Consider the following 19786-nt stretch of genomic DNA (forward strand, 5'->3'; position numbering starts at 1 on the left):
AGCTGACACTTCATTTTCAGGAGAGCGATTCATGTCCAGATCATCTTACCCGGCGCAGACGGTTCACGTTCCACGGTCAAGTTCTTACAAAGGTCCCTTCGGTCGCATGTTCCGATCTTTGCCACCGTGGTCGCCGCCCGGCGACACCGAGGAACAGATCGACGCCGACATCCGCGCGTTCGCAGCCAACGCCATGGCCGAGACCGATGGTGACGACCAACTCGACAATGCCAACCTTCCGGCTGGCTATACCTATTTCGGGCAGTTCGTGGACCACGACATTACGTTCGATCCGACCTCATCGTTGATGCGGCAAAACGATCCGGACAAGCTGCACAATTTTCGCACACCCCGGCTCGACCTTGATTGCCTTTATGGCGAGGGTCCCGCGGATGAACCTTTCATGTACGACACGAACCGCGGCGGCATGTTCCTGATCGGCAGAGTGCAGCGCGACATCGAGGACAACCCGACAGAAGGGTCCAATGAGCCCGATTTGCCGCGCAACGTGCAGGGGCGTGCCTTGATCGGCGACATGCGCAACGACGAGAACGTCATCGTCAGTCAGTTCCAGCTTGCGATGCTGCGGCTTCACAATGCCGTTTACGGCCAGCTTATCGGGCAGGACCCGGACGATACCGCCGCCCATTTCGAGATCGATCAGGACAAGTTCCACGCGGCGCAGCGAATCGTCAGGTGGTTCTACCAGTACGTCGTTTGGAACGATTTCATCAAGCGGCTGACCAAGAACGACATCTGGTCCGAGGTGCTGCGGCTCGTGGACGGAAAATTCGTCAACGGCGCCCGTTTCTACAAGTGGGAAAAGAACCCGTTCATGCCGGTGGAGTTCTCGGTTTCGGCTTATCGTTTTGGTCATTCGCTGATCCGGCCCGGCTATCTAGTGAACCTGAACTCGGACGTCGGCCTGGGGTTCGATCCGAACGATCCTACCTCGCGCGAATTGCCTATCTTCGATCCAACCAATTCGGGACAGCACGATCTACGCGGTTTTCGGTTCTTCCCCCACAAGCATACGGTGCAATGGGACTGGTATTTCAAAATGTCGTCGTCGGTCGAGCAGTTTTTCCCGCAACCCGCGCGGCGGATCGATCCGAAGTTGAGCTCTGCGGTCAGCAAGATCCCAGAGGGGCCGGGCAAGCCAAATCTGTTGGCAACGCTCAACCTTCTAAGGTCTTGGCGGATGGAGATTCCATCAGGCACCGCCGTTGCCCAGGCGATGGGGTTTGCCCCCCATGCCATCGACGACCCGCATGAAGACATTCTGTGGCACTATATCCTCAAGGAAGCGGCGAGTATTCCGGCGGCAAATTCCGGTCGGATGCTCGGAAACGTGGGCTCGACGATCGTGGCCGAGGTCTTTGGCGGTCTGTTGTATGGCGATCCGAAAGGCTGGGTGCAGAACGAGCCCGGGTGGACGCCGGCTGATGAACCCGCGATTACGGCGCTCTTGCCAACCGGAGGGCCAGAGAACGGCGACTGGGAAGTAGCGGACCTGATCCGTGCTTCCGGCGCTCCGGTCGATGACAACGACGTGGCGAATACCATCGCCAACGGAAGGAACTAGCTGTCTTGGGCAAGGCGGGGTGGCTCCGTCTTGCCCGCGCCCCAGTGTCACACAACCGGATCGGTCATGTGGCGGCCTGTTTCACCGCGCCGACGACATCGTCCAGCACCGTATCCAGCAAAGCGGGGTCGACGGCCTCGCCCATGACGCGGATCAAGGGCTCGGTGCCGGACTTTCGGATCAGCAGGCGCCCGTCGCTGCCCAGTTTCTTTTCGCCGTCGGCGATGGCTTGTTGCACCATATCGGCCTCGAGCGGGGTCTGGCCGGACTGGTAGCGGACATTCACCAGCTTTTGCGGGATAGGCGTGAAGACGCGCGCCAGTTCGCTGGCCTTCTGGCCGGTTTCCACCATCGAGGCGAGGAATTGCAGCGCGCCGATCAGCCCGTCGCCGGTGGTGGCATAATCGGTCATGACGATATGGCCAGATTGCTCGCCGCCCAGGTTGTGGCCGCTGGCGCGCATCTCCTCGACCACGTAGCGGTCGCCGACCTTTGTGCGCTTGAGGCCGATGCCCTTGGATTCGAGGTGCCGTTCCAGCCCGAGATTGGACATGACCGTGGCCACCAGCGCATCGCCCTTCAGCCGGCCTTCGGCGGCCCAGCGGGTGGCGATGAGGGCCATGATCTGGTCGCCGTCGGCGATATGCCCGGTTTCGTCGATCAGGACGACGCGGTCGGCGTCGCCGTCAAGACAGATACCCAGGTCGGCGCGGGTTTCCAGGACCTTGCGCGCGGCGGCCTCGGGGTGGGTGGAGCCACATTCGAAATTGATGTTGGTGCCGTTGGGCTCGACCCCGAGGGAGATCACGTCGGCACCCAGTTCCCACAGCACGGCAGGGGCGGTCTTGTATGCTGCGCCGTTGGCGCAGTCGACCACGATGCGCAGCCCTTCGAGCCGTCCGCGATAGGGAAAAGTGGTCTTGGCATACTCGACGTAGCGGCCACGGGCGTCCTCGAACCGCTTGGCGCGGCCGATGTTTTCCGGCTTGGCGAGGCGTACGCCTTCTTGCAGCAATTTCTCGATCCCGGCCTCAGAGTCATCCGACAGCTTGAAGCCGTCGGGGCCGAAGAGCTTGATGCCGTTGTCGCTGGCCGGGTTGTGGCTGGCCGAGATCATCACGCCCACATCGGCCCGCAGCGAATGGGTCAGGTACCCCACGGCGGGTGTCGGCACCGGGCCGAGCAGGAAGACATCCATGCCGGTCGAGGCGAAACCCGCGGTCAGGGCATATTCGATCATGTAGCCCGACAGGCGCGTGTCCTTGCCGATCACCACGCGGTGTTCCTGATTGTCGCGGCGAAAGTGACGCCCGGCGGCGGCACCCAGCTTCAGCGCCAGTTCGGCGGTCATGGGCCAAGTGTTGGCCTCACCCCGGACGCCGTCGGTCCCGAACAGTTTGTCAGCCATGCACCCGCACCTTTTGCCCCGTGACGTTTTTGTGACCATTCTCATACAAGCGCTGCCGCGCCCTGTCCAATGGTGCGCGCCGGCATGAGCCATTTGTGGCATAGAACGCATAGTGCAGCCGACCCGTCGCAGATGCGCGTTGACTGACGGGGAACCGGAACCGCATAAGAAAGGCGGGGCGACAGGCAGATCAGGGGCGAAACCCGATGAAGATTGCGATGATTGGAACCGGCTATGTCGGGCTTGTCTCCGGGGTGTGTTTCTCGGATTTCGGGCATGACGTCGTGTGCGTCGACAAGGACGCCGCCAAGGTTGAAAAACTCAACCGCGGCGAGGTGCCGATCTATGAGCCGGGGCTGGACGTTCTGATGCGGAAGAACGTCGAGGCCGGGCGGTTGTCGTTCACGCAGGACCTGCCAGAGGCGCTGGACGGGGCCGAGGCCGTATTCATCGCGGTGGGCACGCCGACGCGGCGCGGCGACGGTCATGCCGACCTGACCTATGTGATGGCGGCGGCGCAGGAAGTGGCGCGGCTGGCCAAGCACTATATCGTCATCGTCACAAAATCGACGGTGCCCGTGGGCACGAACCGGCAGGTGAAACAGGCCGTGCGCAAGGCGAACCCGGATCTGGATTTCGACGTCGCTTCAAACCCTGAATTCCTGCGCGAAGGGGCCGCGATCGAGGATTTCATGAAGCCCGATCGCGTGGTCGTGGGCGTGCAGTCGCAGCGCGCGGCGGAGGTGATGGAGGACATCTATCGCCCGCTTTACCTGCGCGAGTTTCCGATCCTGACCACCGATCTGGAAAGCGCCGAGATGATCAAGTACGCGGCCAACGCCTTTCTGGCCACCAAGATCACCTTCATCAACGAGATTGCCGCGCTGTGCGAGCGGACCGGCGCGGACGTGAAGCAGGTGAGCCGAGGCATGGGCCTGGATGGGCGGATCGGTAACAAGTTCCTGCATGCAGGTCCCGGCTATGGCGGCAGCTGTTTTCCCAAGGATACCCGCGCGCTGGCCCGGACAGGGCAGGAATACGGCGTGCCGCTGCACATCACCGAGACGGTGATTTCGGTCAACGAAGAGATGAAGCGGCGGATGATCGACAAGCTCCTGGACCTTTGCGAGGGCAGCTTCAACGGAAAGATCATCGCGGTGCTGGGGGCGACCTTCAAACCCAATACCGACGACATGCGAGAAGCGCCGTCGCTGACCATCGTGCCGGCGTTGGTCGGCGGGGGGGCCAAGGTGCGCATCTGCGACCCGCAGGGCGAGCGGGAAGGGCATGAACGTCTGCCGGGCGTGCAATGGTCCGAGGACCCCTACAAGGCGGTGGGAAATGCCGATCTGGTGGTGATCCTGACGGAATGGAACGAGTTCCGGGCGCTGGACCTGAAGCGGATCGCGCGGCGCATGAACGTCGCCCGTATGGCCGATCTGCGCAACATCTATTCGGTCAAGGACGCCAAGCGGGCCGGGTTCATCGCCTATGACAGCGTCGGACGGACCGCGTTCGAGCGCAAACCCGCGTCGGAAGAAGCCGCCGAGTAGCGATCAGAGCACCACGTCCTCGACCGCCTTGGAATGGTGCGTGATCTGCTCGTAGCCGTCCTCGGTCACGATGAAGCTGTCGCCGACCTGTGCCCGGAACGTTTCGGATGAGACCGATCCGTCGACCGCGAACACCATGCCAGGCTGCAATACCGTCTTGTCGCCGGTGACCAGTTGTGGGCTTTCAAGGAAGCTGAACCCCGTCGCGCGTCCGCAGCGGAAGGGATAATCGTGCCCGGCCGACTGGATGACGTTGGCATAGGCGGCGTGCACTGTCTCGGCGGTGACGCCGGGGCGCAGCGCGGTCAGCGCGGCCTGCTGGCTGGCGATGGCGACCTCGTAGAGCGCGACCTGGTCGGCGGGGGCGGAGCCGATCCAGAAGGTCCGGTCGAAGCCAAGCTTGAAGCGATGGAAATTGGTCATGCCGCAGAAACACAGGAAGACCGGCTCGCCCGCCTGCATGATGCGGGTCGATGCGCGGTGATGCGTCTTGGTGATTTCCGGGCCGGACGCCATGATCTGCAGGAAATGCGTGTTGGGCGACATGCCCGCGTCCTCGTAGTGCGCCGCCAGCAGGGCCGCGGCGGTGCGGGTGCCGGCCTGAGATATGGCCAGGGCGACCTCGTATTCGGGCGTCCCGGCGCGGATCGCGTCGCGCCCGGCCTGCATCATGGCCGTGGCAACCTCGCCCGCGTGCCGGGCCAGCTGAAGTTCCTGCCGGGATTTGATCATGCGCATGTCTGCGAGGATCGGAGTCACGGAGGTCAGTCGATCCTTCGAGACGAGCGTTCCGAGATAGGCGCGGACAAGTGGCGGCATGTGATCGGGCTCGACGGCGATCGTTTCGGCATCGCACAGAGCCTCGGGCAGTTCGGCGCGCCATTCGTCGCCCATGCCGTCATTCCAAGCGGCGATACGGTCCACCCTGGCGTTGGACCGCGCCGCGGCCTCGTCCAGCGATGGCGTGATCAGAAGGCTGCGCCCATCACGAGACACGACGAGGATCGTGGGGCGGCCGAATTCCATGTGCAAGTAGTCGTAGTAGCCGGTCAGGTAGTAGACATTGTCGTCGTCGGTGACGAGTGCGACGTCGATCCCGGCCTTGTCCATGCGGGCGCAGAGATCGCGCATCCGATCTTCAAACATCTTTCAGTTCCTCGCGCGCCACGGCTGTCCAGAATGCGGCCCCGTGCGCTAGGGCCGCATCGTTGAAATCGTAATCCGCCGAATGCAGCGGGCGGGCATGGGCGCCTTCGGTGCCGTTGCCCATCAGCACGAAACAGCCCGGGCGCGTGGCGGCCATTTCGGCAAAATCCTCGGAGAAGAGTTTCGGCGGGCAGGCCGCATCCATCGGTGCGCCGATGGCTTGCGCGGCGGCGGTGGCCGTGGCGACGGGTTCTGGAGCGTTGATCGTGGGGCGGAAGATCGTGTCGTAGGTGACATGGCCGGTGACGTCATGGGCGGTGCAGATGCCGGCCACGATGCGGCGCATGGCGACCTCAATGTTGGCGTTGACCTCAGGCGTTAGCGCTCGGGCGTCGCCGGTCAGCGTGGCGCGACCGGGCAATACGTTGCGTTTGCCGTTTGTCTCGAAGCCGGTGACCGAGACGACGCCATTCTGGGCCGGGTCGAGCTTGCGCGAGACGATGGTTTGCAGCGCGCCGACGATTTCGGCACCGATGGTGATGGCGTCTGCGCCCATGTGAGGCAGGGCGGCATGGCCGCCGCGGGCCTCGATGATAATCTCGAAAAGCGCCTCGCTGGCGGTGATCGGCCCCGCGCGGGTGGCGAAGTGGCCCACAGGCATGCCGGGGATGTTATGCATCCCGTAGACAGCCTCGACCCCGAAACGGTCGAATACGCCATCGGCGATCATGGCGGCGGCGCCTTGGCCGTGCTCCTCGTTCGGCTGGAAGAGAAAGACGATGCGGCCCGAGAGGTCATCGGCTTCGGCCAGCGTCTTTGCTGCGCCGAGGGCCATTGTGGTGTGGCCGTCATGGCCGCAGGCGTGCATCTGGCCGGGAACCTCGGAGCGGTAGGCGACGTCATTCTGCTCGGTGATCGGCAGCGCGTCCATGTCGGCGCGGATGCCGATGGTGCGGGTGCCGTTGCCCTTTTGCAGAACTCCGACGACGCCGGACTGGCCGATGCCGGTGTGAACCTCCAGTCCGAAGCCGCGCAACAGGTCGGCCACGCGGGCGCTGGTGCGCGGCAGGTCGAAGCCCAGTTCCGGCATGCGGTGAAAGGCATGGCGCCATTCGGTCATCTGCGCGGAGAGGTCGGGCGGAAGGGTCATGGTTTGGGCAGGACGAGAATGGCGCGGAAGTCGTTGACATTGGTGAGCGTGGGGCCGGTCACGACCTGATCGCCGATGCGCCCGAAAAAGCCGTGCGCGTCGTTGATGGCGAGCGCGTCGGCGGCGTCGGGGGCTTTCGTGAGCGTGTCGGGCGAGATGATCGCGCCCGCGACCTCGGCCGCGCCGTCGACGCCGTCGGTGTCGCAGGCCAGCGCGTGGATACCGGGCGCGCCGTCAAGCGCGACGGCGAGCGCGAGGCAATATTCGGCGTTGGGCCCGCCGATGCCGTTGCCGCGTCGGGTGACGGTAAGTTCGCCGCCCGAGAGCAGAAGGACGGGTTTGTCGCCCTGTACCTTGCGCGCAAGGGCGGCATGTTCGGCGGCGACGTCGCGGGCCTCGCCTTCGAGGGCGTCGCCCAGGATATGCACGTCTATCCCTTCGGCCTTTGCAATTTCGGCAGCGGCGGCGAGCGATTGCGATGGGGCGGCGTAGATCACGTTTTCCACGGTCGAGAGGCGCGGGTCGTCGGGAGGCAGGGGGTTGCCGCCCGCGGTCAGGTAATCGGTGATGGAGGGCGACGGCGTGACGTTCCAGCGGTCCAGGGCTTCCAAGGCACCGGCCGGGGTGCCGGTGTCGCCCACCGTGGGACCGCTGGCGATGTCGCTTGGGTTGTCGCCGGGGACGTCGGAGATCAAGAGCGCGAGCATCCTGGCGGGGTAGGCGGCGGCGGCCAGTTTGCCGCCTTTGACCGCCGAGATCTGCTTGCGGATGCCGTTGATGGCGCCGATGGGCGCGCCGGAGGCCAGCAGCGCGTCGGTCAGTGCCTGTTTTTCGTTGAGCGTGATTCCGTCGGCGGGTGCGCAGAGGAGTGCGGAGCCGCCGCCGGAGATAAGCGCCAGAACGGTGTCGCCTTCGCCGCAGGTGTCCAGCAGTGCCAGCATCCGGCGGGTGGCGTCGACGCCGGCCTGGTCCGGGACGGGATGCGCCGCCTCGACGATCTCGATCTTTTCGCAGGGGCGGGCATAGCCGTAGCGGGTGATCACCAGCCCCTCACAGGGGCCATAGGCCGCCTCGACCGCCTCGGCCATGCGGGCGCTGGCCTTGCCGGCGCCGATTACCACGAGCCTGCCCTCGGGGTGGGGCGGAAGGTGAGCGGCGAGGCTTTGCATCGGGTCGGCCACTTCCACGGCACGGTCGAACAGGCGGCGCAGGAAGCTGTCGGGGTCTTGCATCGGGGGGCTCCGGGTCTTTGGTTGACGCAGCGTAGCGTTGTTCACGGCGCATGCAAGCCAAGCCTGCTCAGCTTGACAAAACCGGGGGCAGAGGCGACAGACGCGGCCATGTGGATGACCTTTCTTCAGGTGGGCCTTGGCGGCGCCATGGGCTCGATGCTGCGCTTCGGCGTGGGGCAGGCGGTGGCGCGTCACGTCTCTGGCGGCTTTCCGTTGGGCGTGCTGCCGGTGAACATCCTGGGGTCGTTCCTGATGGGGATGGTGGTGGTTTACACGTTCCACAAGGACATCACGCATCTGAACCCGTTCCTGATCGCCGGTGTGCTGGGCGGGTTCACGACCTTCTCAGCCTTTTCGCTGGAGGCGTTCACGCTTTATGAGCGCGGCGCGGTGGGGACGGCGGCGCTCTACGTGATCCTGTCGGTCGCCTTGTCGATCCTCGGGCTGGCATTGGGCGTCTGGCTGGCGCGGGGGATCTGGGCATGAGCGGTGTGCAGACATTGGCGGTGGAGGCCGGCGAGGGCGACCAGCGGGTCGACCGATGGCTGCGGCGACGGTTTCCGCATGTGGCGCAGGGCCGGATCGAGAAGATGTGCCGCAAGGGCGAGCTGCGCGTCGATGGCGGACGGGTCAAGGCCAACACGCGGCTGGAAGAGGGCCAGCAGGTGCGCGTGCCGCCCCTGCCGGAGCCGGGCGAGGTGGAAAGTGCGCCTGTCGAGAAGCAGAAGACGAAGATTTCCGATGCCGACGCGAAGATGATCCGGGACGCGGTGATTTATCGCGACGACCATATCATCGCGCTGAACAAGCCGCCGGGCCTGCCGGTGCAGGGAGGCAGCAAGCTGACCCGGCACGTGGACGGGCTGGCCGATGCGCTGCGGTTCGGGTTTGAGGAAGCGCCGCGGCTGGTCCACCGGCTGGACAAGGATACGTCCGGCGTTCTGATCCTGGCGCGGACCCGGGCGATGGCGGCGGCGATGACGCAAGCGATACGGCACCGCGAGACGCGCAAGATCTATTGGGCCGTGGTGGCCGGTGTGCCGACGCCCTACCTGGGCGAAATCAAGTACGGGTTGGTCAAGGCCGGGGGGCATGGCGCGCGCGGCGAGGGCGAGAAGATGGTCTGCATCCATCCCGGCGAGGTGGACCGGACGAAGGGCGCCAAGCGGGCGATCACGCAATATGCCACGCTTTACCGGGTGGCGAGCCGGGCGTCGTGGGTGGCGATGGAGCCCATCACCGGTCGGACCCACCAGTTGCGCGCGCATATGGCCGAGATCGGCCATCCTATCGTGGGCGACGGGAAATATGGCGGGTCTAGCCAGGAGAACCTTGGCGACGGCTGGGGGGCGAAGCTGGGCGGGATCATCTCGAACAAGCTGCACCTTCATGCGCGGACGATGGCGTTCGAGCATCCGGTGACGAAAAAGCCCGTGGTGATAGAAGCGGAGTTGCCCGAACATATGGCCAACACGTTCGAAACGATGGGCTGGACGCCGGACCTGGCCGCCGAAGATCCGTTCGAGGCGCTGCGATGACTGCGTTGCGGCTGGTGATCTTCGACGTGGACGGCACGCTGGTGGACAGCCAGGCGGATATCGTCGCGGCGATGAGCCATGCCTTTGCGCGGGCCGAGCGGGACGCACCGACGCGCGAGGCGATCCTGTCGATTGTCGGGCTGTCGCTGGACCGGGCCATCGCGTTGCTGGCGCCGGAGGTGGATTCCGGGATGCGGGATCGCATGGTGGAATGGTACAAGGAAGCCTACATTGCCTTGCGGGCCGAGATCGGGGCAGCGCAATCCTCGCCGCTCTATCCCGGGGCGCGGGAGGTGCTGGAGGCGCTCAACGCGCAGCCCGAGACGCTGCTGGGCGTGGCGACGGGCAAGTCGCGCCGGGGGCTGGACAAGCTACTGGAAGGGCATGGGCTGGAGCGGATGTTCATCACCCAGCAGGTCAGCGACCATCATCCGTCAAAACCGCATCCGTCGATGATTCGCGCGGCCCTGTCCGAGACCGGGCTGGAGCCGCACCCGGCGGTGATGATCGGCGACACGAGTTTCGACATGGAGATGGCTGCCGCGGCGGGCGTCGCGGGCATCGGCGTCGGCTGGGGTTATCACCCAAGCGAGGCGCTGAGCGCGGCGCGGCACATGATCGACAGTTTCGACGCCCTGCCGCCCCTGTTGCAGCAGATATGGGAGGCCGCAGCATGAGTGAGTGGAAGGCCAAGCGATTCTGGAAAGAGGCCACCGTCGTGGAGGAAGGGGGCGGGTTCGGCATCCGGCTGGATGGCCGGGCGGTCAAGACGCCGGCGAAGGCCGCGATGGTCGTGCCGACGCGCCCTCTGGCCGAGGCGATTGCGGTCGAGTGGGACGCGCAGGTGGACCTGATTCAACCGGGCACGATGCCGGTGACACGGTCGGCCAATGCGGCCATCGACAAGGTGCGGCATCAGCACGCCGAAGTGGCCGATATGCTGGCCGGTTACGGCGATACGGACCTTCTATGCTATCGCGCGGACAGCCCCGACAGCCTTGTGCGGCGGCAGGCCGAGGCGTGGGACCCGCTGCTGGACTGGGCGGAAACGCGGTACGGGGCGCGGCTGGTGCCGGTGGCGAGCGTGATGCACCGTCCGCAGGACACAGATGCATTGGCGCTTTTTTCAGCAGAAGTGCACGCGATGGACAATTTCGCCCTCACCGCCTTTCACGATCTCGTGGGCTTGTCGGGCTCTCTGGTGATCGGGCTTGCCGCGATGCAGGACGCCCGGCCCGTAGAGGACCTGTGGGAGATTTCGCGCCTCGACGAGCGCTGGCAGGAAGAACAATGGGGCATTGACGAGGAAGCCCGCGCGGTCGAGGCGGTCAAACGCGCCGAATTCCTGCATGCCAAGCGCTTTCACGATCTGGCGCAACGCGGCGAGACCGGGTCCTGAATGGTGGTTTCCCATACGGAAACATTGGCCTGAGACCATCGTTTTTCGTGACACGGGTCTTGACGTTCAGGAATGAATCCACTCACACTTATGCACACTGACGTGGGGGGAACCCCTTTCACAGTATCGCTCCGGTCCTATTGGATCGACTAAACCGCCCTAGATCGGGCGGATACATCAGGAAGAGGTAAACATGAAAAAATCCGTATTTCTAGGCGCGCTGACGGTGGCCGGCCTTACGGCTGGCGCGGCTGCAGCCGCGACGCTTGACGACGTCAAGGCACGCGGCACGCTGAACTGTGGCGTGACCACCGGCCTGGTCGGCTTTGCCGCCCCGGATTCCAACGGGAACTGGGATGGCTTTGACGTCGGCGTGTGCCGTGCTGTCGCTGCCGCCGTGCTGGGTGACCCGCAAGCCGTCGAATTCGTGCCCACCACCGGCAAGACGCGTTTCACCGCGCTGGCCTCGGGCGAAATCGACATGCTAGCCCGGAACACCACCTGGACCTTCTCGCGCGATGTCGACCTGAAGTTCGAATTCGTCGGCATCAACTACTATGACGGTCAAGGCTTCATGGTTCCCAAGGAACTGGGCGTTTCGTCGGCCAAGGATCTGGACGGCGCGACCGTCTGCATTCAGACCGGCACCACGACCGAGCTGAACCTGGCGGACTATTTCCGCAAGAACAGCATGAACTACGAGCCGGTTCCGATCGAAACCAACGCCGAAGCGCAGCAGCAGTACCTGGCTGGCGCATGCGACGTCTACACCACCGACGCCTCGGGCCTGGCCGCGACGCGTGCCGCGTTCGAAGATCCGTCGGCACACGTGCTGCTGCCCGAGATCGTCTCGAAAGAGCCGCTGGGCCCGCTGGTCCGTCACGGTGACAACGAGTGGGGCGACGTGGTTCGCTGGACCCTGAACGCGCTGATCGCGGCCGAAGAGCTGGGTGTCACGAGCGCCAACATCGCCGACATGGCGTCCTCCGCCGGTGACAGCCCGGAGATCAACCGCCTCCTCGGCACCGAGGGCAACCTTGGCGAGATGCTGGGCCTCGAGGCCGACTGGGCCGTGAAGGCCATCTCGGCTGGCGGCAACTATGGCGAACTCTTTGAGAAGAACATCGGTGAGACCACGCCGATCGGTCTGGCGCGCGGCCTGAACGCGCAGTGGACCGATGGTGGCCTGCTCTACTCGCCGCCGTTCCGCTAAGATACCAAGTCGAAGGGCGCGGATCACTCCGCGCCCTTCGCGCATCTAAACCAAGGACAGGCCCACCCGCGCAAAAGCGCATACAATAATCCGGGCCGCCAACGGGGACTTCCAGATGACAACAATAACCGACCCTCAACAGGAGTCGTTTCGACCGTCTATGCTGTTGAACGATACGCGCTATCGTTCCTACACATTCCAGTTCATCGCCCTGATGGTGCTGATCGGGATCATCGCCTACCTGGGCTACAACCTGGTGCTGAATCTGCGGGCCGCAGGGCTGAACATCAGCTATGAATTTCTGGGCGAGCCGGCGGGCTATGACATCAACCAGACGCTGGTGGAGTACACCAGCCGAAGTTCGCATCTGACCGCCGCCATCGTCGGTATCCTGAACACGCTTCTGGTGGCGTTCCTGGCCTGCGTGACAGCGACCATATTCGGCGTGATCGCGGGCGTGCTGCGCCTATCGAACAACTGGCTGGTGCGCAAGCTGATGGCCGGCTATGTCGAGGCGTTCCGCAACGTGCCGGTGCTGATCTGGATCATCATCATCTTCACGATCATGACGGCCGTGTTGCCGGCGCCAAGGGCCTTCCGGGGTGAGGATGCGGACGCGTCGATGATCCTGGGGTCGGTCGCCTTTACCAACCGGGGCGTATACGTGCCGATGCCGATCTGGGGGCCGGGGTCGATGGTGGTCGTGGTGACGTTCATCCTGTCGATTGTCGGGGTGTTCGCCTATCGCGCTTATGCCAAGAAACTGCTGTTCGACACGGGTAGGCTGTTGCCGACGGGATGGCCGTCACTGGCGATCCTGTTCGTGCCGTCGATCCTGATGTTCTTCATCATGGGGCAGCCCATTTCGCTCGACTTCCCGGAACTTGGCGGCTTCAATTTTCGCGGTGGTCTTCAAATCGGGGCACCACTGATCGCGCTTTGGTTCGCGCTGTCGATCTATACCGGCGCCTTCATCGCCGAGAACGTCCGCGCCGGTATCCTGGCCGTCAGCAAAGGTCAGACCGAGGCCGCGGCGAGCCTTGGCTTGCGTCCGCGCCGGATCATGAACCTGGTGATCCTGCCGCAAGCTCTGAGGGTGATCATCCCGCCGCTGATCTCGCAGTATCTGAACATCACCAAGAACTCGTCTCTGGCGATTGCCGTGGGCTATGCCGACATCACTGCGACGCTGGGGGGCATCACGCTGAACCAGACGGGCCGCGCCATCGAGTGCGTGCTCTTGCTGATGCTGTTCTACCTGCTGATCTCGCTCGGGATCTCTGCGGTGATGAACGTTTACAACAACGCCGTGCGGCTGAAGGAGCGCTGAGATGTCTGACACACACGCAGAATCCGTCGCTTATGTCCGCGACACCATGTTGCCGGAATCGCCGCCACCGGCGGCGGAAACCGGCGTTGCCAAGTGGATGAAGCAGAACCTGTTCGCGACGATCCCGAACTCGGTGCTTACCGTCGCGGCGATCTTGGTGATCTATTTCCTGCTGGCGGCAACGCTGCCCTGGATTCTGAACGGGATCTGGAATGCCACGTCGATCCGCGAATGCCGCGAGATCCTGGACGGTGCGACCGGCGGCTGTTTTGCTGTGCTGAGCGACCGCTGGAATCAGCTTCTGTTCGGGTTCAAGTATCCAAGCGAGCTTTACTGGCGTCCGGCGCTGGCCTTCCTGCTGCTGTTTGCGGCGGCGGCCCCGGTGATGTTTTTCAAGTACTTGCCCAGCAAACTGCTGCTGTTCACCGCGATCTATCCGTTCCTGGCCTTCTGGCTGATCTGGGGCGGGTCGATCCTGCCGCCGTTGATCCTGCTCATTGGCTTTGCGGCGGCCTACGTGGCGTTCAAGACGATGGAGCGCAAGGGCTTCGGCATCGGGGTGCTGAGCGGGCTTGGCGTTTTGATCGTGGCGATCATCCTGGCCGGGCTCTTCAGCGAGAGCAACGTGCTCGCGCTGGAGGCCGTGGCGTCGCGCGACATGGGGGGCTTCATGCTCAACATGATCCTCGGCACGGTCTGCGTTTCGCTTTCGATCCCGATCGGCATTGCGCTGGCGCTGGGGCGGCAATCGGACATGCCGATCATCAAGTGGATCTGCGTCGTGTTCATCGAGTTCATCCGCGGCGTGCCGCTGATTACGCTGTTGTTCGTGGCGAACGTGGTGTTGGCCTATTTCCTGCCGCCGGGTACGACATTCGACCTGATCATCCGGGTGATCATCATGATCACGGCCTTCGCTTCGGCCTATATCGCCGAGGTGATCCGGGGCGGGCTCGCCGCCCTGCCGCGCGGGCAGTACGAGGCGGGCGACAGCCTGGGTCTGGACTATGCCCAGGCGATGCGGCTGATCATCCTGCCGCAGGCGCTGAAGATCTCGATCCCGGGCATCGTGAACGTGGCGGTGGGCCTGTTCAAGGACACCACGCTGGTCTCGGTCATATCGATGTTCGATCTGGTCGGCATGATCCGGGGTCCGATCCTGGCCTCGACCGACTGGAACGGGGTCTACTGGGAGCTCTTCGGCTTTGCCGCGCTTCTGTTCTTTGTCGTCTGTTATGGCGTGTCTCAATATTCGCAGTGGCTTGAGCGCGAGCTCAACACTGATCACAGGTAAGGGGAGGGTTATCCATGGCGGAAACCGCTCAAATGCAGGTCTCGGACGAAATCGCGATCCGGATCGAGAACATGAACAAGTGGTACGGCACGTTCCACGTGCTGCGTGACATCGACCTGTCGGTCCACCGGGGCGAGCGCATCGTCATCGCGGGACCGTCCGGGTCGGGCAAGTCGACGCTGATCCGGTGCATCAACGCGCTGGAGGAGCACCAGAAGGGCCGGATCGAGGTGGACGGGACGGTGCTGTCCTCGGACATCAAGAACATCGACAAGATCCGGTCCGAGGTCGGGATGGTGTTCCAGCACTTCAACCTGTTCCCGCACCTGACGATCCTCGAGAACTGCACGCTGGCGCCGATCTGGGTGCGCAAGATCCCCAAGCGGCAGGCCGAGGAAACGGCGATGCATTTCCTTGAAAAGGTGAAGATCCCCGAACAGGCCGACAAGTATCCCGGCCAGCTGTCGGGCGGTCAGCAGCAGCGGGTCGCCATCGCGCGGTCGCTCTGCATGAAGCCGCGGATCATGCTGTTCGACGAGCCCACGTCGGCGCTCGATCCCGAGATGATCAAAGAAGTGCTCGACACGATGGTCAGCCTTGCCGAGGAAGGCATGACGATGCTGTGCGTGACGCACGAGATGGGCTTTGCCCGGCAGGTGGCGAACCGAGTGATCTTCATGGATCAGGGCCAGATCGTGGAGCAGAACGAACCCGAAGAGTTCTTCAACAACCCGAAAAGCGACCGGACCAAGCTGTTCCTCAGCCAGATCCTCGGGCACTGATCGGGGGCCTTCGGGGCCTTACACCCAAACGCGCCGCCGGGTCTGCAAGACCTGCACCCGGCGGCGTATTTCGTTTTGCACGGGGCCATGGCGGGGCGTGTCGCGGAGCGTTTCGACAAGGTGATCGGGCCGGTCGCCGCGCTGGCGGGTCCAGCTGAGGGCGGCGAGGACCGACCGCGCCCGTTCCGGCAGGCGGTCGGGAATCTCGAAGCCGTTGAGCGTGGCCCAGACGCCGGACCAGAGCCGACCCACGGTCCACGGGTTGTATCCGCCACCGCCAAGGACCAGCAGGCGCGGGGCCATCTGTTTCAGGGCCGTGACCACCTGCCAGTGCGCGTTGTTGGACAGGGCCAGACGGGCAAGCGGGTCTTCCAGTACAGCGTCAGCCCCGCATTGCAGAACGATGACCTCCGCGCGCCAGCCCTGCACGGCGGGCAGGAGGACTTCGTCGCGCAGCAGCGCGAAGTCGTCGTCATGAGTGCCGCGCGGCAGGGGCAGGTTGATCGCATGGCTGCCGGCCCGGTCGTCGAGCGCGCCGGTGAAGGGCCAGCGGGCCTCCTCGTGGGTCGAGATCATCAGCACGCGCGGATCGCCATGAAAGGCGTCGGCGACGCCGTCGCAGTGATGCGCGTCGATATCGACGTAGGCGATGCGCGTGAGGCCCTGCGCGAGGAATGCCTTGATGGCCAGCACCGGGTCGTTGAGATAGCAGAAGCCTGCCGCATGGTCGGCCATGCCGTGATGCGTGCCGCCGCCCGGGTTGTAGACGATCCCGCCCTGCGCCAGCAGGTCTGCCGCCAGAAGCGAGCCACCTGCGGCGGTGGCCGGTCGGCGGTAGATTTCGGGGAAGATTGGGTTCGACAGTGTGCCGATCTGGTGGCGCTGACGGGTCGGCTCGTCCACCCTTCGGGCTGCCTCGGCCTGTTGCAGGGCGGTGATGTAGGCGGGCGTGTGAAAGCGCGTCAGCGCGGCGGGCTTGGCGCGCGGGCTGACGCGGAATTGGTCGCGCGGCAGCCAGCCCATCGCGCGGCACAGGTCCATCACCGTGGGCACGCGCGGGATGCTCAGCGGGTGGCGCGCGCCGTAACTGGAGCCGTGATAGATCTCGGACCCGATGAAAAGGGGATGCGGTCCCGCGCCTGTCACTCGGTCAGTTCGCGCGGGATCACGAAGGCTTCGAGCCGTCCGGTGCCGGGTGTGAGAGCGCCCCAGTCGTCGATGTCGAACCGCGCGACCAGCGTGGCCCCGGTGGGATAGTCTTCGAAGCGCGGATGGTCGGGATGTTCGGCCATCATCTGGTGCGCGAAAGAGGCGATGCCGGGGTTGTGCGCCAGCATCAGGACGGTCTGTCCCGTGGCACGCTTCAGGACCTTCAGCATCTGGGTTGGACCGGCGTGGTAGAGCTGGTCGGTCACCTGCCGGTCGCAATCGACCTTGAGCCGTTGCATCGTCTCGACCGTGCGGACGGACGACGACACCAACGCCTCATCCACGACGATGGTCTGCGATCGCAGCCAATCCCCCAGGGCCTTGGCCGATTGTTTGCCGCGCTTGTTGAGCGGGCGATCGTGGTCGTCGAGCGTGGGATCGCCCCAGCTGGATTTGGCGTGACGCATCAGGACGAGACGTCTCATTTGAAGGCCCTCATGTGAAAGGCAGACTGGTTGTCCAGCCGCCCGTAGGACTGGCTGACCGGGCAGGCCCGGCGCACAGCGCATCCTTTTGACATACAATCATTTTCCGGCCTGTCCAAGTCTGCCTTGCAGGTGGCGATGTCATAGGTGCCGGTGGCGAAGGCGTCGACGGGGCAGGCGGTGAGGCAGGGCCGGGTGGCGCAGCTGTCGCAGGGATTGGGCGGCGGCGCCGGTGCGTCGATGATGTGACCGAACCCAAGCGCGCCGCGATACGAGATCATCAGGCCGGCCGTGTCGTGCACCAGCAGGCCGACCGGCGATTGATGCGCCCGACCGCTGGCCCTGGCCCAGGTCACGAACGGCTGGAAGGGCGGGCCTCCGAAGGGGAAGAAGGCGGTGCCGTCCAGATCCCGGGCGAGGCCGCCGATCACGCGCGACGACCAGCGGTCCATCGCGTCGGGCGCAGTGTCGGCATATTCCGGCGACGCGGTGAAGGCAGGCCAGAAGCCGGGCTCCTTCGGGCCGAGCAGAACGAGGCTGCTCATGCCCTCGGGCGTCTCCGCCCCGGTCACCATGCCGAACGTGGCCAGATGGTGCGGCGCTGCGGCCTGTGCGATGTCGTCGAGAGTCGTCATTTGCGAAAGAAAGGCAGGCCAAGGGACCATCCGAGGCGCGACGGGCGGTCGTCCTGCCACTCCAGCCCGATGGTCATGTCGTCATGGCCCTTTGCGGGCTGGGCGATGTAGGTGCCGAACATGCGGTCCCAGATCGACAGGGCGAAACCGTAGTTGCTGTCGTGTTCGCTGCGCTGGTTGGAATGGTGCACGCGGTGCATGTCCGGCGTCACCAGAACCTTGCGCAGGGCCGCATCCAGCCCCAGAGGCAGCTTGATGTTGGCGTGGTTGAACATGGCGGTGCCGTTTAGGATGATCTCGAACAGGATGATGCCGAGAGCGGGCGGGCCGAGCAGGTAGACAAGCCCGATCTTGAGCAGCATCGACAGCGCGATTTCCACCGGGTGGAACCGGATCGCGGTGGTCACGTCGATATCACGGTCGGCGTGATGGACCCGGTGGATGCGCCACAGGAGCGGGATCTTGTGCGTGACAAGGTGCTGCACCCAGATGGCAAGGTCGAAGATCAGCACGGTTAGCACCACGGCGATCCAGCCGGGGATGTCGATGGCGTTCATCAGACCCCAGCCATTGGCTTCGGCATCCACGGCGGCGCCGACGGCCAGCAGAGGCAGGGCGAGCGCAAGGGCGCGCAGGGTCAGCGTGTCGAGGATGACGATGGCCCAGTTGGTGATCCAGCGCGTGTTGCGGGGTTGCGTGCGCACCCGGCGCGGGGCCTTGGCCTCGATCAGGGCCAGGACCGCGAACAGCCCGATGAAGACGGACAGGCGGATGAGTAACTCGTTTTCCATGAGTTATATTTATTGCATCCGCATGTGTCGGCAAAGAGACGAAGGGTCACAACGTGGTGTGCGCCGTTCATCCTGCCCGGATCAGGGAGCCGGAGCCGTGTTCGGTGTAAAGCTCCAGCAGCACGGCGTTGTCCAGCCGCCCATCCAGGATGACCACGCCGCGCACCCCGTAGGAGAGCGCATCGAGTGCGGTTTCCGTCTTGGGGATCATGCCGCCCGAGATGACGCCTTGATCGGTCAGAGACTTGATCTGCGACGCGGTGAGTTCGGTCAGGATGTTGCCTTCGCCGTCGCGCACGCCGTCCACATCTGTCAGCAGTAGCAGGCGGTCGGCCTGAAGCGCCGCCGCAATGGCGCCGGCGGCGGTGTCGCCGTTGATGTTGAAGGTCTCGCCCTGGCGGCCTGCGCCCAAGGGGGCGATGACCGGGATGGCGTCATCCTGAAAGAGCGTGTGCAGGATCGAGGGATCGACCTTGTCGGGGGTGCCGACGAAACCGAGCTTGGGGTCGGTGGGCACGCAGGTGATTAGGCCCGCATCCTTGCCCGACAGGCCCACGGCCTTGCCGCCTTGGGCGTTGATTGCTTGCACGATCCGCTTATTCACCCGGCCCGAGAGCACCATCTCGACCACTTCCATCGTGGCCTCGTCGGTGACGCGCTTGCCGTTCACGAAATCGGACTTGATGTTCAGCTTTTCCAGCATCTGGTTGATCATCGGCCCGCCGCCATGGACGATCACCGGGTTCACGCCGACCTGCCGCATCAGCACCACGTCGCGGGCAAAGGTTGCCATCGCCTCGTTGCTGCCCATGGCATGGCCGCCGAGCTTGATCACCACGACGGCGTCGTCGTAGCGCTGAAGATAGGGCAGGGCCTCGCTGAGGGTGCGGGCGGTGGTGAGGTTGTCGCGGGTCATGTCTCGGGTCTTCATGGGCGTGATCCTTGTTCCGAGGCGTTATCACCGGACGGGCGCTGGCGCGCAAGACTTTAGGTGACCCCCACCCTGACCCTCCCCTCGGGGGAGGGAAGCGGGATTGCGGGCCGAGCGCGTTTATGGAGGGGTGTCACCTGTTGGGCCGGTTGTGCCGTGAGTATT

General features: G+C 64.4%; 19 protein-coding genes. 10 read left to right on the forward strand and 9 right to left on the reverse strand.

Features of this window, described 5'->3' with window-relative positions; translation table 11 throughout:
• Window positions 1-106: 106 nt before the first annotated feature.
• Window positions 107-1585 carry a heme peroxidase family protein gene (locus FIU86_RS01225; protein WP_172977392.1) on the forward strand — a complete coding sequence of 493 codons (1479 nt, stop codon included), beginning with the start codon at window positions 107-109 and terminating at the stop codon, window positions 1583-1585.
• A gap of 64 nt (window positions 1586-1649) precedes the next feature.
• On the opposite strand, the gene glmM is transcribed toward FIU86_RS01225, so the two are convergent.
• Window positions 1650-2993 (reverse strand): phosphoglucosamine mutase, encoded by a 1344-nt coding sequence (glmM, locus tag FIU86_RS01230; protein WP_152473417.1) that lies wholly within the window; start codon window positions 2991-2993, stop codon window positions 1650-1652.
• Window positions 2994-3199: 206 nt separating this feature from the next.
• Here glmM and FIU86_RS01235 point away from each other — a divergent pair, with 206 nt between their 5' ends.
• A complete protein-coding gene (locus FIU86_RS01235; RefSeq protein WP_152473418.1) occupies window positions 3200-4546 on the forward strand; it encodes a UDP-glucose/GDP-mannose dehydrogenase family protein in 1347 nt (448 codons plus the stop codon).
• 3 nt (window positions 4547-4549) lie between these two features.
• On the opposite strand, the gene FIU86_RS01240 is transcribed toward FIU86_RS01235, so the two are convergent.
• From FIU86_RS01240 to FIU86_RS01250, 3 genes are read right to left on the reverse strand one after another with little or no spacing between them, the layout of a single operon-like run.
• Window positions 4550-5692 (reverse strand): Xaa-Pro peptidase family protein, encoded by a 1143-nt coding sequence (locus FIU86_RS01240; protein ID WP_152473419.1) that lies wholly within the window; start codon window positions 5690-5692, stop codon window positions 4550-4552.
• Window positions 5685-6842, reverse strand: a complete 1158-nt coding sequence (locus tag FIU86_RS01245; protein ID WP_152473420.1) for an amidohydrolase — start codon at window positions 6840-6842, stop codon at window positions 5685-5687. Before FIU86_RS01245 ends, FIU86_RS01240 begins: the two co-directional genes overlap by 8 nt.
• Window positions 6839-8074: a glycerate kinase gene (locus FIU86_RS01250; RefSeq protein ID WP_152473421.1), complete on the reverse strand. Its 1236-nt coding sequence runs from the start codon at window positions 8072-8074 to the stop codon at window positions 6839-6841. Before FIU86_RS01250 ends, FIU86_RS01245 begins: the two co-directional genes overlap by 4 nt.
• Before the next feature lie 108 nt (window positions 8075-8182).
• On the opposite strand from FIU86_RS01250, the gene crcB reads away from it, so the two are divergent.
• From crcB to FIU86_RS01290, 8 genes are all read left to right on the forward strand, one after another.
• Window positions 8183-8560, forward strand: coding sequence for a fluoride efflux transporter CrcB (gene crcB, locus FIU86_RS01255; protein ID WP_152473422.1), 378 nt, complete (start codon window positions 8183-8185; stop codon window positions 8558-8560).
• Complete coding sequence (locus FIU86_RS01260; RefSeq protein ID WP_152473423.1) at window positions 8557-9612, forward strand: RluA family pseudouridine synthase; 1056 nt, start codon at window positions 8557-8559, stop codon at window positions 9610-9612. The genes crcB and FIU86_RS01260 overlap by 4 nt, the downstream gene beginning before the upstream one ends.
• A complete protein-coding gene (locus FIU86_RS01265) occupies window positions 9609-10289 on the forward strand; it encodes an HAD-IA family hydrolase (protein ID WP_152473424.1) in 681 nt (226 codons plus the stop codon). The genes FIU86_RS01260 and FIU86_RS01265 overlap by 4 nt, the downstream gene beginning before the upstream one ends.
• On the forward strand, window positions 10286-11011 hold the full coding sequence (locus FIU86_RS01270; protein WP_152473425.1) for an ATP12 family chaperone protein: 726 nt from the start codon (window positions 10286-10288) through the stop codon (window positions 11009-11011). The genes FIU86_RS01265 and FIU86_RS01270 overlap by 4 nt, the downstream gene beginning before the upstream one ends.
• Before the next feature lie 193 nt (window positions 11012-11204).
• Entirely contained in the window at window positions 11205-12224 is a 1020-nt protein-coding gene (locus FIU86_RS01275; RefSeq protein WP_152473426.1) for an amino acid ABC transporter substrate-binding protein, read from the forward strand.
• Between the two features lie 115 nt (window positions 12225-12339).
• On the forward strand, window positions 12340-13554 hold the full coding sequence (locus tag FIU86_RS01280) for an amino acid ABC transporter permease (protein WP_152473427.1): 1215 nt from the start codon (window positions 12340-12342) through the stop codon (window positions 13552-13554).
• 1 nt (window position 13555) lies between these two features.
• Complete coding sequence (locus tag FIU86_RS01285; RefSeq protein WP_152473428.1) at window positions 13556-14848, forward strand: amino acid ABC transporter permease; 1293 nt, start codon at window positions 13556-13558, stop codon at window positions 14846-14848.
• 14 nt (window positions 14849-14862) lie between these two features.
• Window positions 14863-15630 carry an amino acid ABC transporter ATP-binding protein gene (locus tag FIU86_RS01290; RefSeq protein ID WP_103763501.1) on the forward strand — a complete coding sequence of 256 codons (768 nt, stop codon included), beginning with the start codon at window positions 14863-14865 and terminating at the stop codon, window positions 15628-15630.
• 18 nt (window positions 15631-15648) lie between these two features.
• Here the strand turns inward: FIU86_RS01290 and FIU86_RS01295 are convergent, their stop codons facing one another.
• From FIU86_RS01295 to argB, 5 genes are all read right to left on the reverse strand, one after another.
• The gene (locus FIU86_RS01295) at window positions 15649-16776 is read right to left on the reverse strand and encodes an acetoin utilization protein AcuC (RefSeq protein ID WP_254703911.1); all 1128 of its coding nucleotides are present in this window, start codon (window positions 16774-16776) and stop codon (window positions 15649-15651) included.
• Window positions 16773-17264 carry a histidine phosphatase family protein gene (locus tag FIU86_RS01300; RefSeq protein ID WP_152473429.1) on the reverse strand — a complete coding sequence of 164 codons (492 nt, stop codon included), beginning with the start codon at window positions 17262-17264 and terminating at the stop codon, window positions 16773-16775. The genes FIU86_RS01295 and FIU86_RS01300 overlap by 4 nt, the downstream gene beginning before the upstream one ends.
• Window positions 17261-17899 (reverse strand): ferredoxin, encoded by a 639-nt coding sequence (locus FIU86_RS01305; RefSeq protein ID WP_254703912.1) that lies wholly within the window; start codon window positions 17897-17899, stop codon window positions 17261-17263. The genes FIU86_RS01300 and FIU86_RS01305 overlap by 4 nt, the downstream gene beginning before the upstream one ends.
• On the reverse strand, window positions 17896-18690 hold the full coding sequence (locus FIU86_RS01310; protein WP_152473430.1) for a sterol desaturase family protein: 795 nt from the start codon (window positions 18688-18690) through the stop codon (window positions 17896-17898). The genes FIU86_RS01305 and FIU86_RS01310 overlap by 4 nt, the downstream gene beginning before the upstream one ends.
• 67 nt (window positions 18691-18757) lie before the next feature.
• Window positions 18758-19621, reverse strand: coding sequence for an acetylglutamate kinase (gene argB, locus FIU86_RS01315; RefSeq protein ID WP_152473431.1), 864 nt, complete (start codon window positions 19619-19621; stop codon window positions 18758-18760).
• Between the last annotated feature and the right edge of the window lie 165 nt (window positions 19622-19786).

Origin of the sequence: Roseovarius sp. THAF9 (assembly GCF_009363715.1) — a bacterium.
Lineage (GTDB): Bacteria > Pseudomonadota > Alphaproteobacteria > Rhodobacterales > Rhodobacteraceae > Roseovarius.

Excerpts from the sequence above, each read along its gene's own strand:
- glmM (WP_152473417.1), bottom strand. The coding sequence starts at position 2,993 with ATGGCTGACAAACTGTTCGGGACCGACGGCGTCCGGGGTGAGGCCAAC.
- FIU86_RS01305 (WP_254703912.1), bottom strand. The coding sequence starts at position 17,899 with ATGACGACTCTCGACGACATCGCACAGGCCGCAGCGCCGCACCATCTG.
- argB (WP_152473431.1), bottom strand. The coding sequence starts at position 19,621 with ATGAAGACCCGAGACATGACCCGCGACAACCTCACCACCGCCCGCACC.
- FIU86_RS01275 (WP_152473426.1), top strand. The coding sequence starts at position 11,205 with ATGAAAAAATCCGTATTTCTAGGCGCGCTGACGGTGGCCGGCCTTACG.
- FIU86_RS01270 (WP_152473425.1), top strand. The coding sequence starts at position 10,286 with ATGAGTGAGTGGAAGGCCAAGCGATTCTGGAAAGAGGCCACCGTCGTG.
- FIU86_RS01240 (WP_152473419.1), bottom strand. The coding sequence starts at position 5,692 with ATGTTTGAAGATCGGATGCGCGATCTCTGCGCCCGCATGGACAAGGCC.
- FIU86_RS01225 (WP_172977392.1), top strand. The coding sequence starts at position 107 with ATGTTCCGATCTTTGCCACCGTGGTCGCCGCCCGGCGACACCGAGGAA.
- FIU86_RS01250 (WP_152473421.1), bottom strand. The coding sequence starts at position 8,074 with ATGCAAGACCCCGACAGCTTCCTGCGCCGCCTGTTCGACCGTGCCGTG.
- FIU86_RS01285 (WP_152473428.1), top strand. The coding sequence starts at position 13,556 with ATGTCTGACACACACGCAGAATCCGTCGCTTATGTCCGCGACACCATG.
- FIU86_RS01290 (WP_103763501.1), top strand. The coding sequence starts at position 14,863 with ATGGCGGAAACCGCTCAAATGCAGGTCTCGGACGAAATCGCGATCCGG.
- FIU86_RS01245 (WP_152473420.1), bottom strand. The coding sequence starts at position 6,842 with ATGACCCTTCCGCCCGACCTCTCCGCGCAGATGACCGAATGGCGCCAT.
- FIU86_RS01280 (WP_152473427.1), top strand. The coding sequence starts at position 12,340 with ATGACAACAATAACCGACCCTCAACAGGAGTCGTTTCGACCGTCTATG.
- FIU86_RS01310 (WP_152473430.1), bottom strand. The coding sequence starts at position 18,690 with ATGGAAAACGAGTTACTCATCCGCCTGTCCGTCTTCATCGGGCTGTTC.
- FIU86_RS01265 (WP_152473424.1), top strand. The coding sequence starts at position 9,609 with ATGACTGCGTTGCGGCTGGTGATCTTCGACGTGGACGGCACGCTGGTG.
- FIU86_RS01300 (WP_152473429.1), bottom strand. The coding sequence starts at position 17,264 with ATGAGACGTCTCGTCCTGATGCGTCACGCCAAATCCAGCTGGGGCGAT.
- FIU86_RS01235 (WP_152473418.1), top strand. The coding sequence starts at position 3,200 with ATGAAGATTGCGATGATTGGAACCGGCTATGTCGGGCTTGTCTCCGGG.
- FIU86_RS01260 (WP_152473423.1), top strand. The coding sequence starts at position 8,557 with ATGAGCGGTGTGCAGACATTGGCGGTGGAGGCCGGCGAGGGCGACCAG.
- crcB (WP_152473422.1), top strand. The coding sequence starts at position 8,183 with ATGTGGATGACCTTTCTTCAGGTGGGCCTTGGCGGCGCCATGGGCTCG.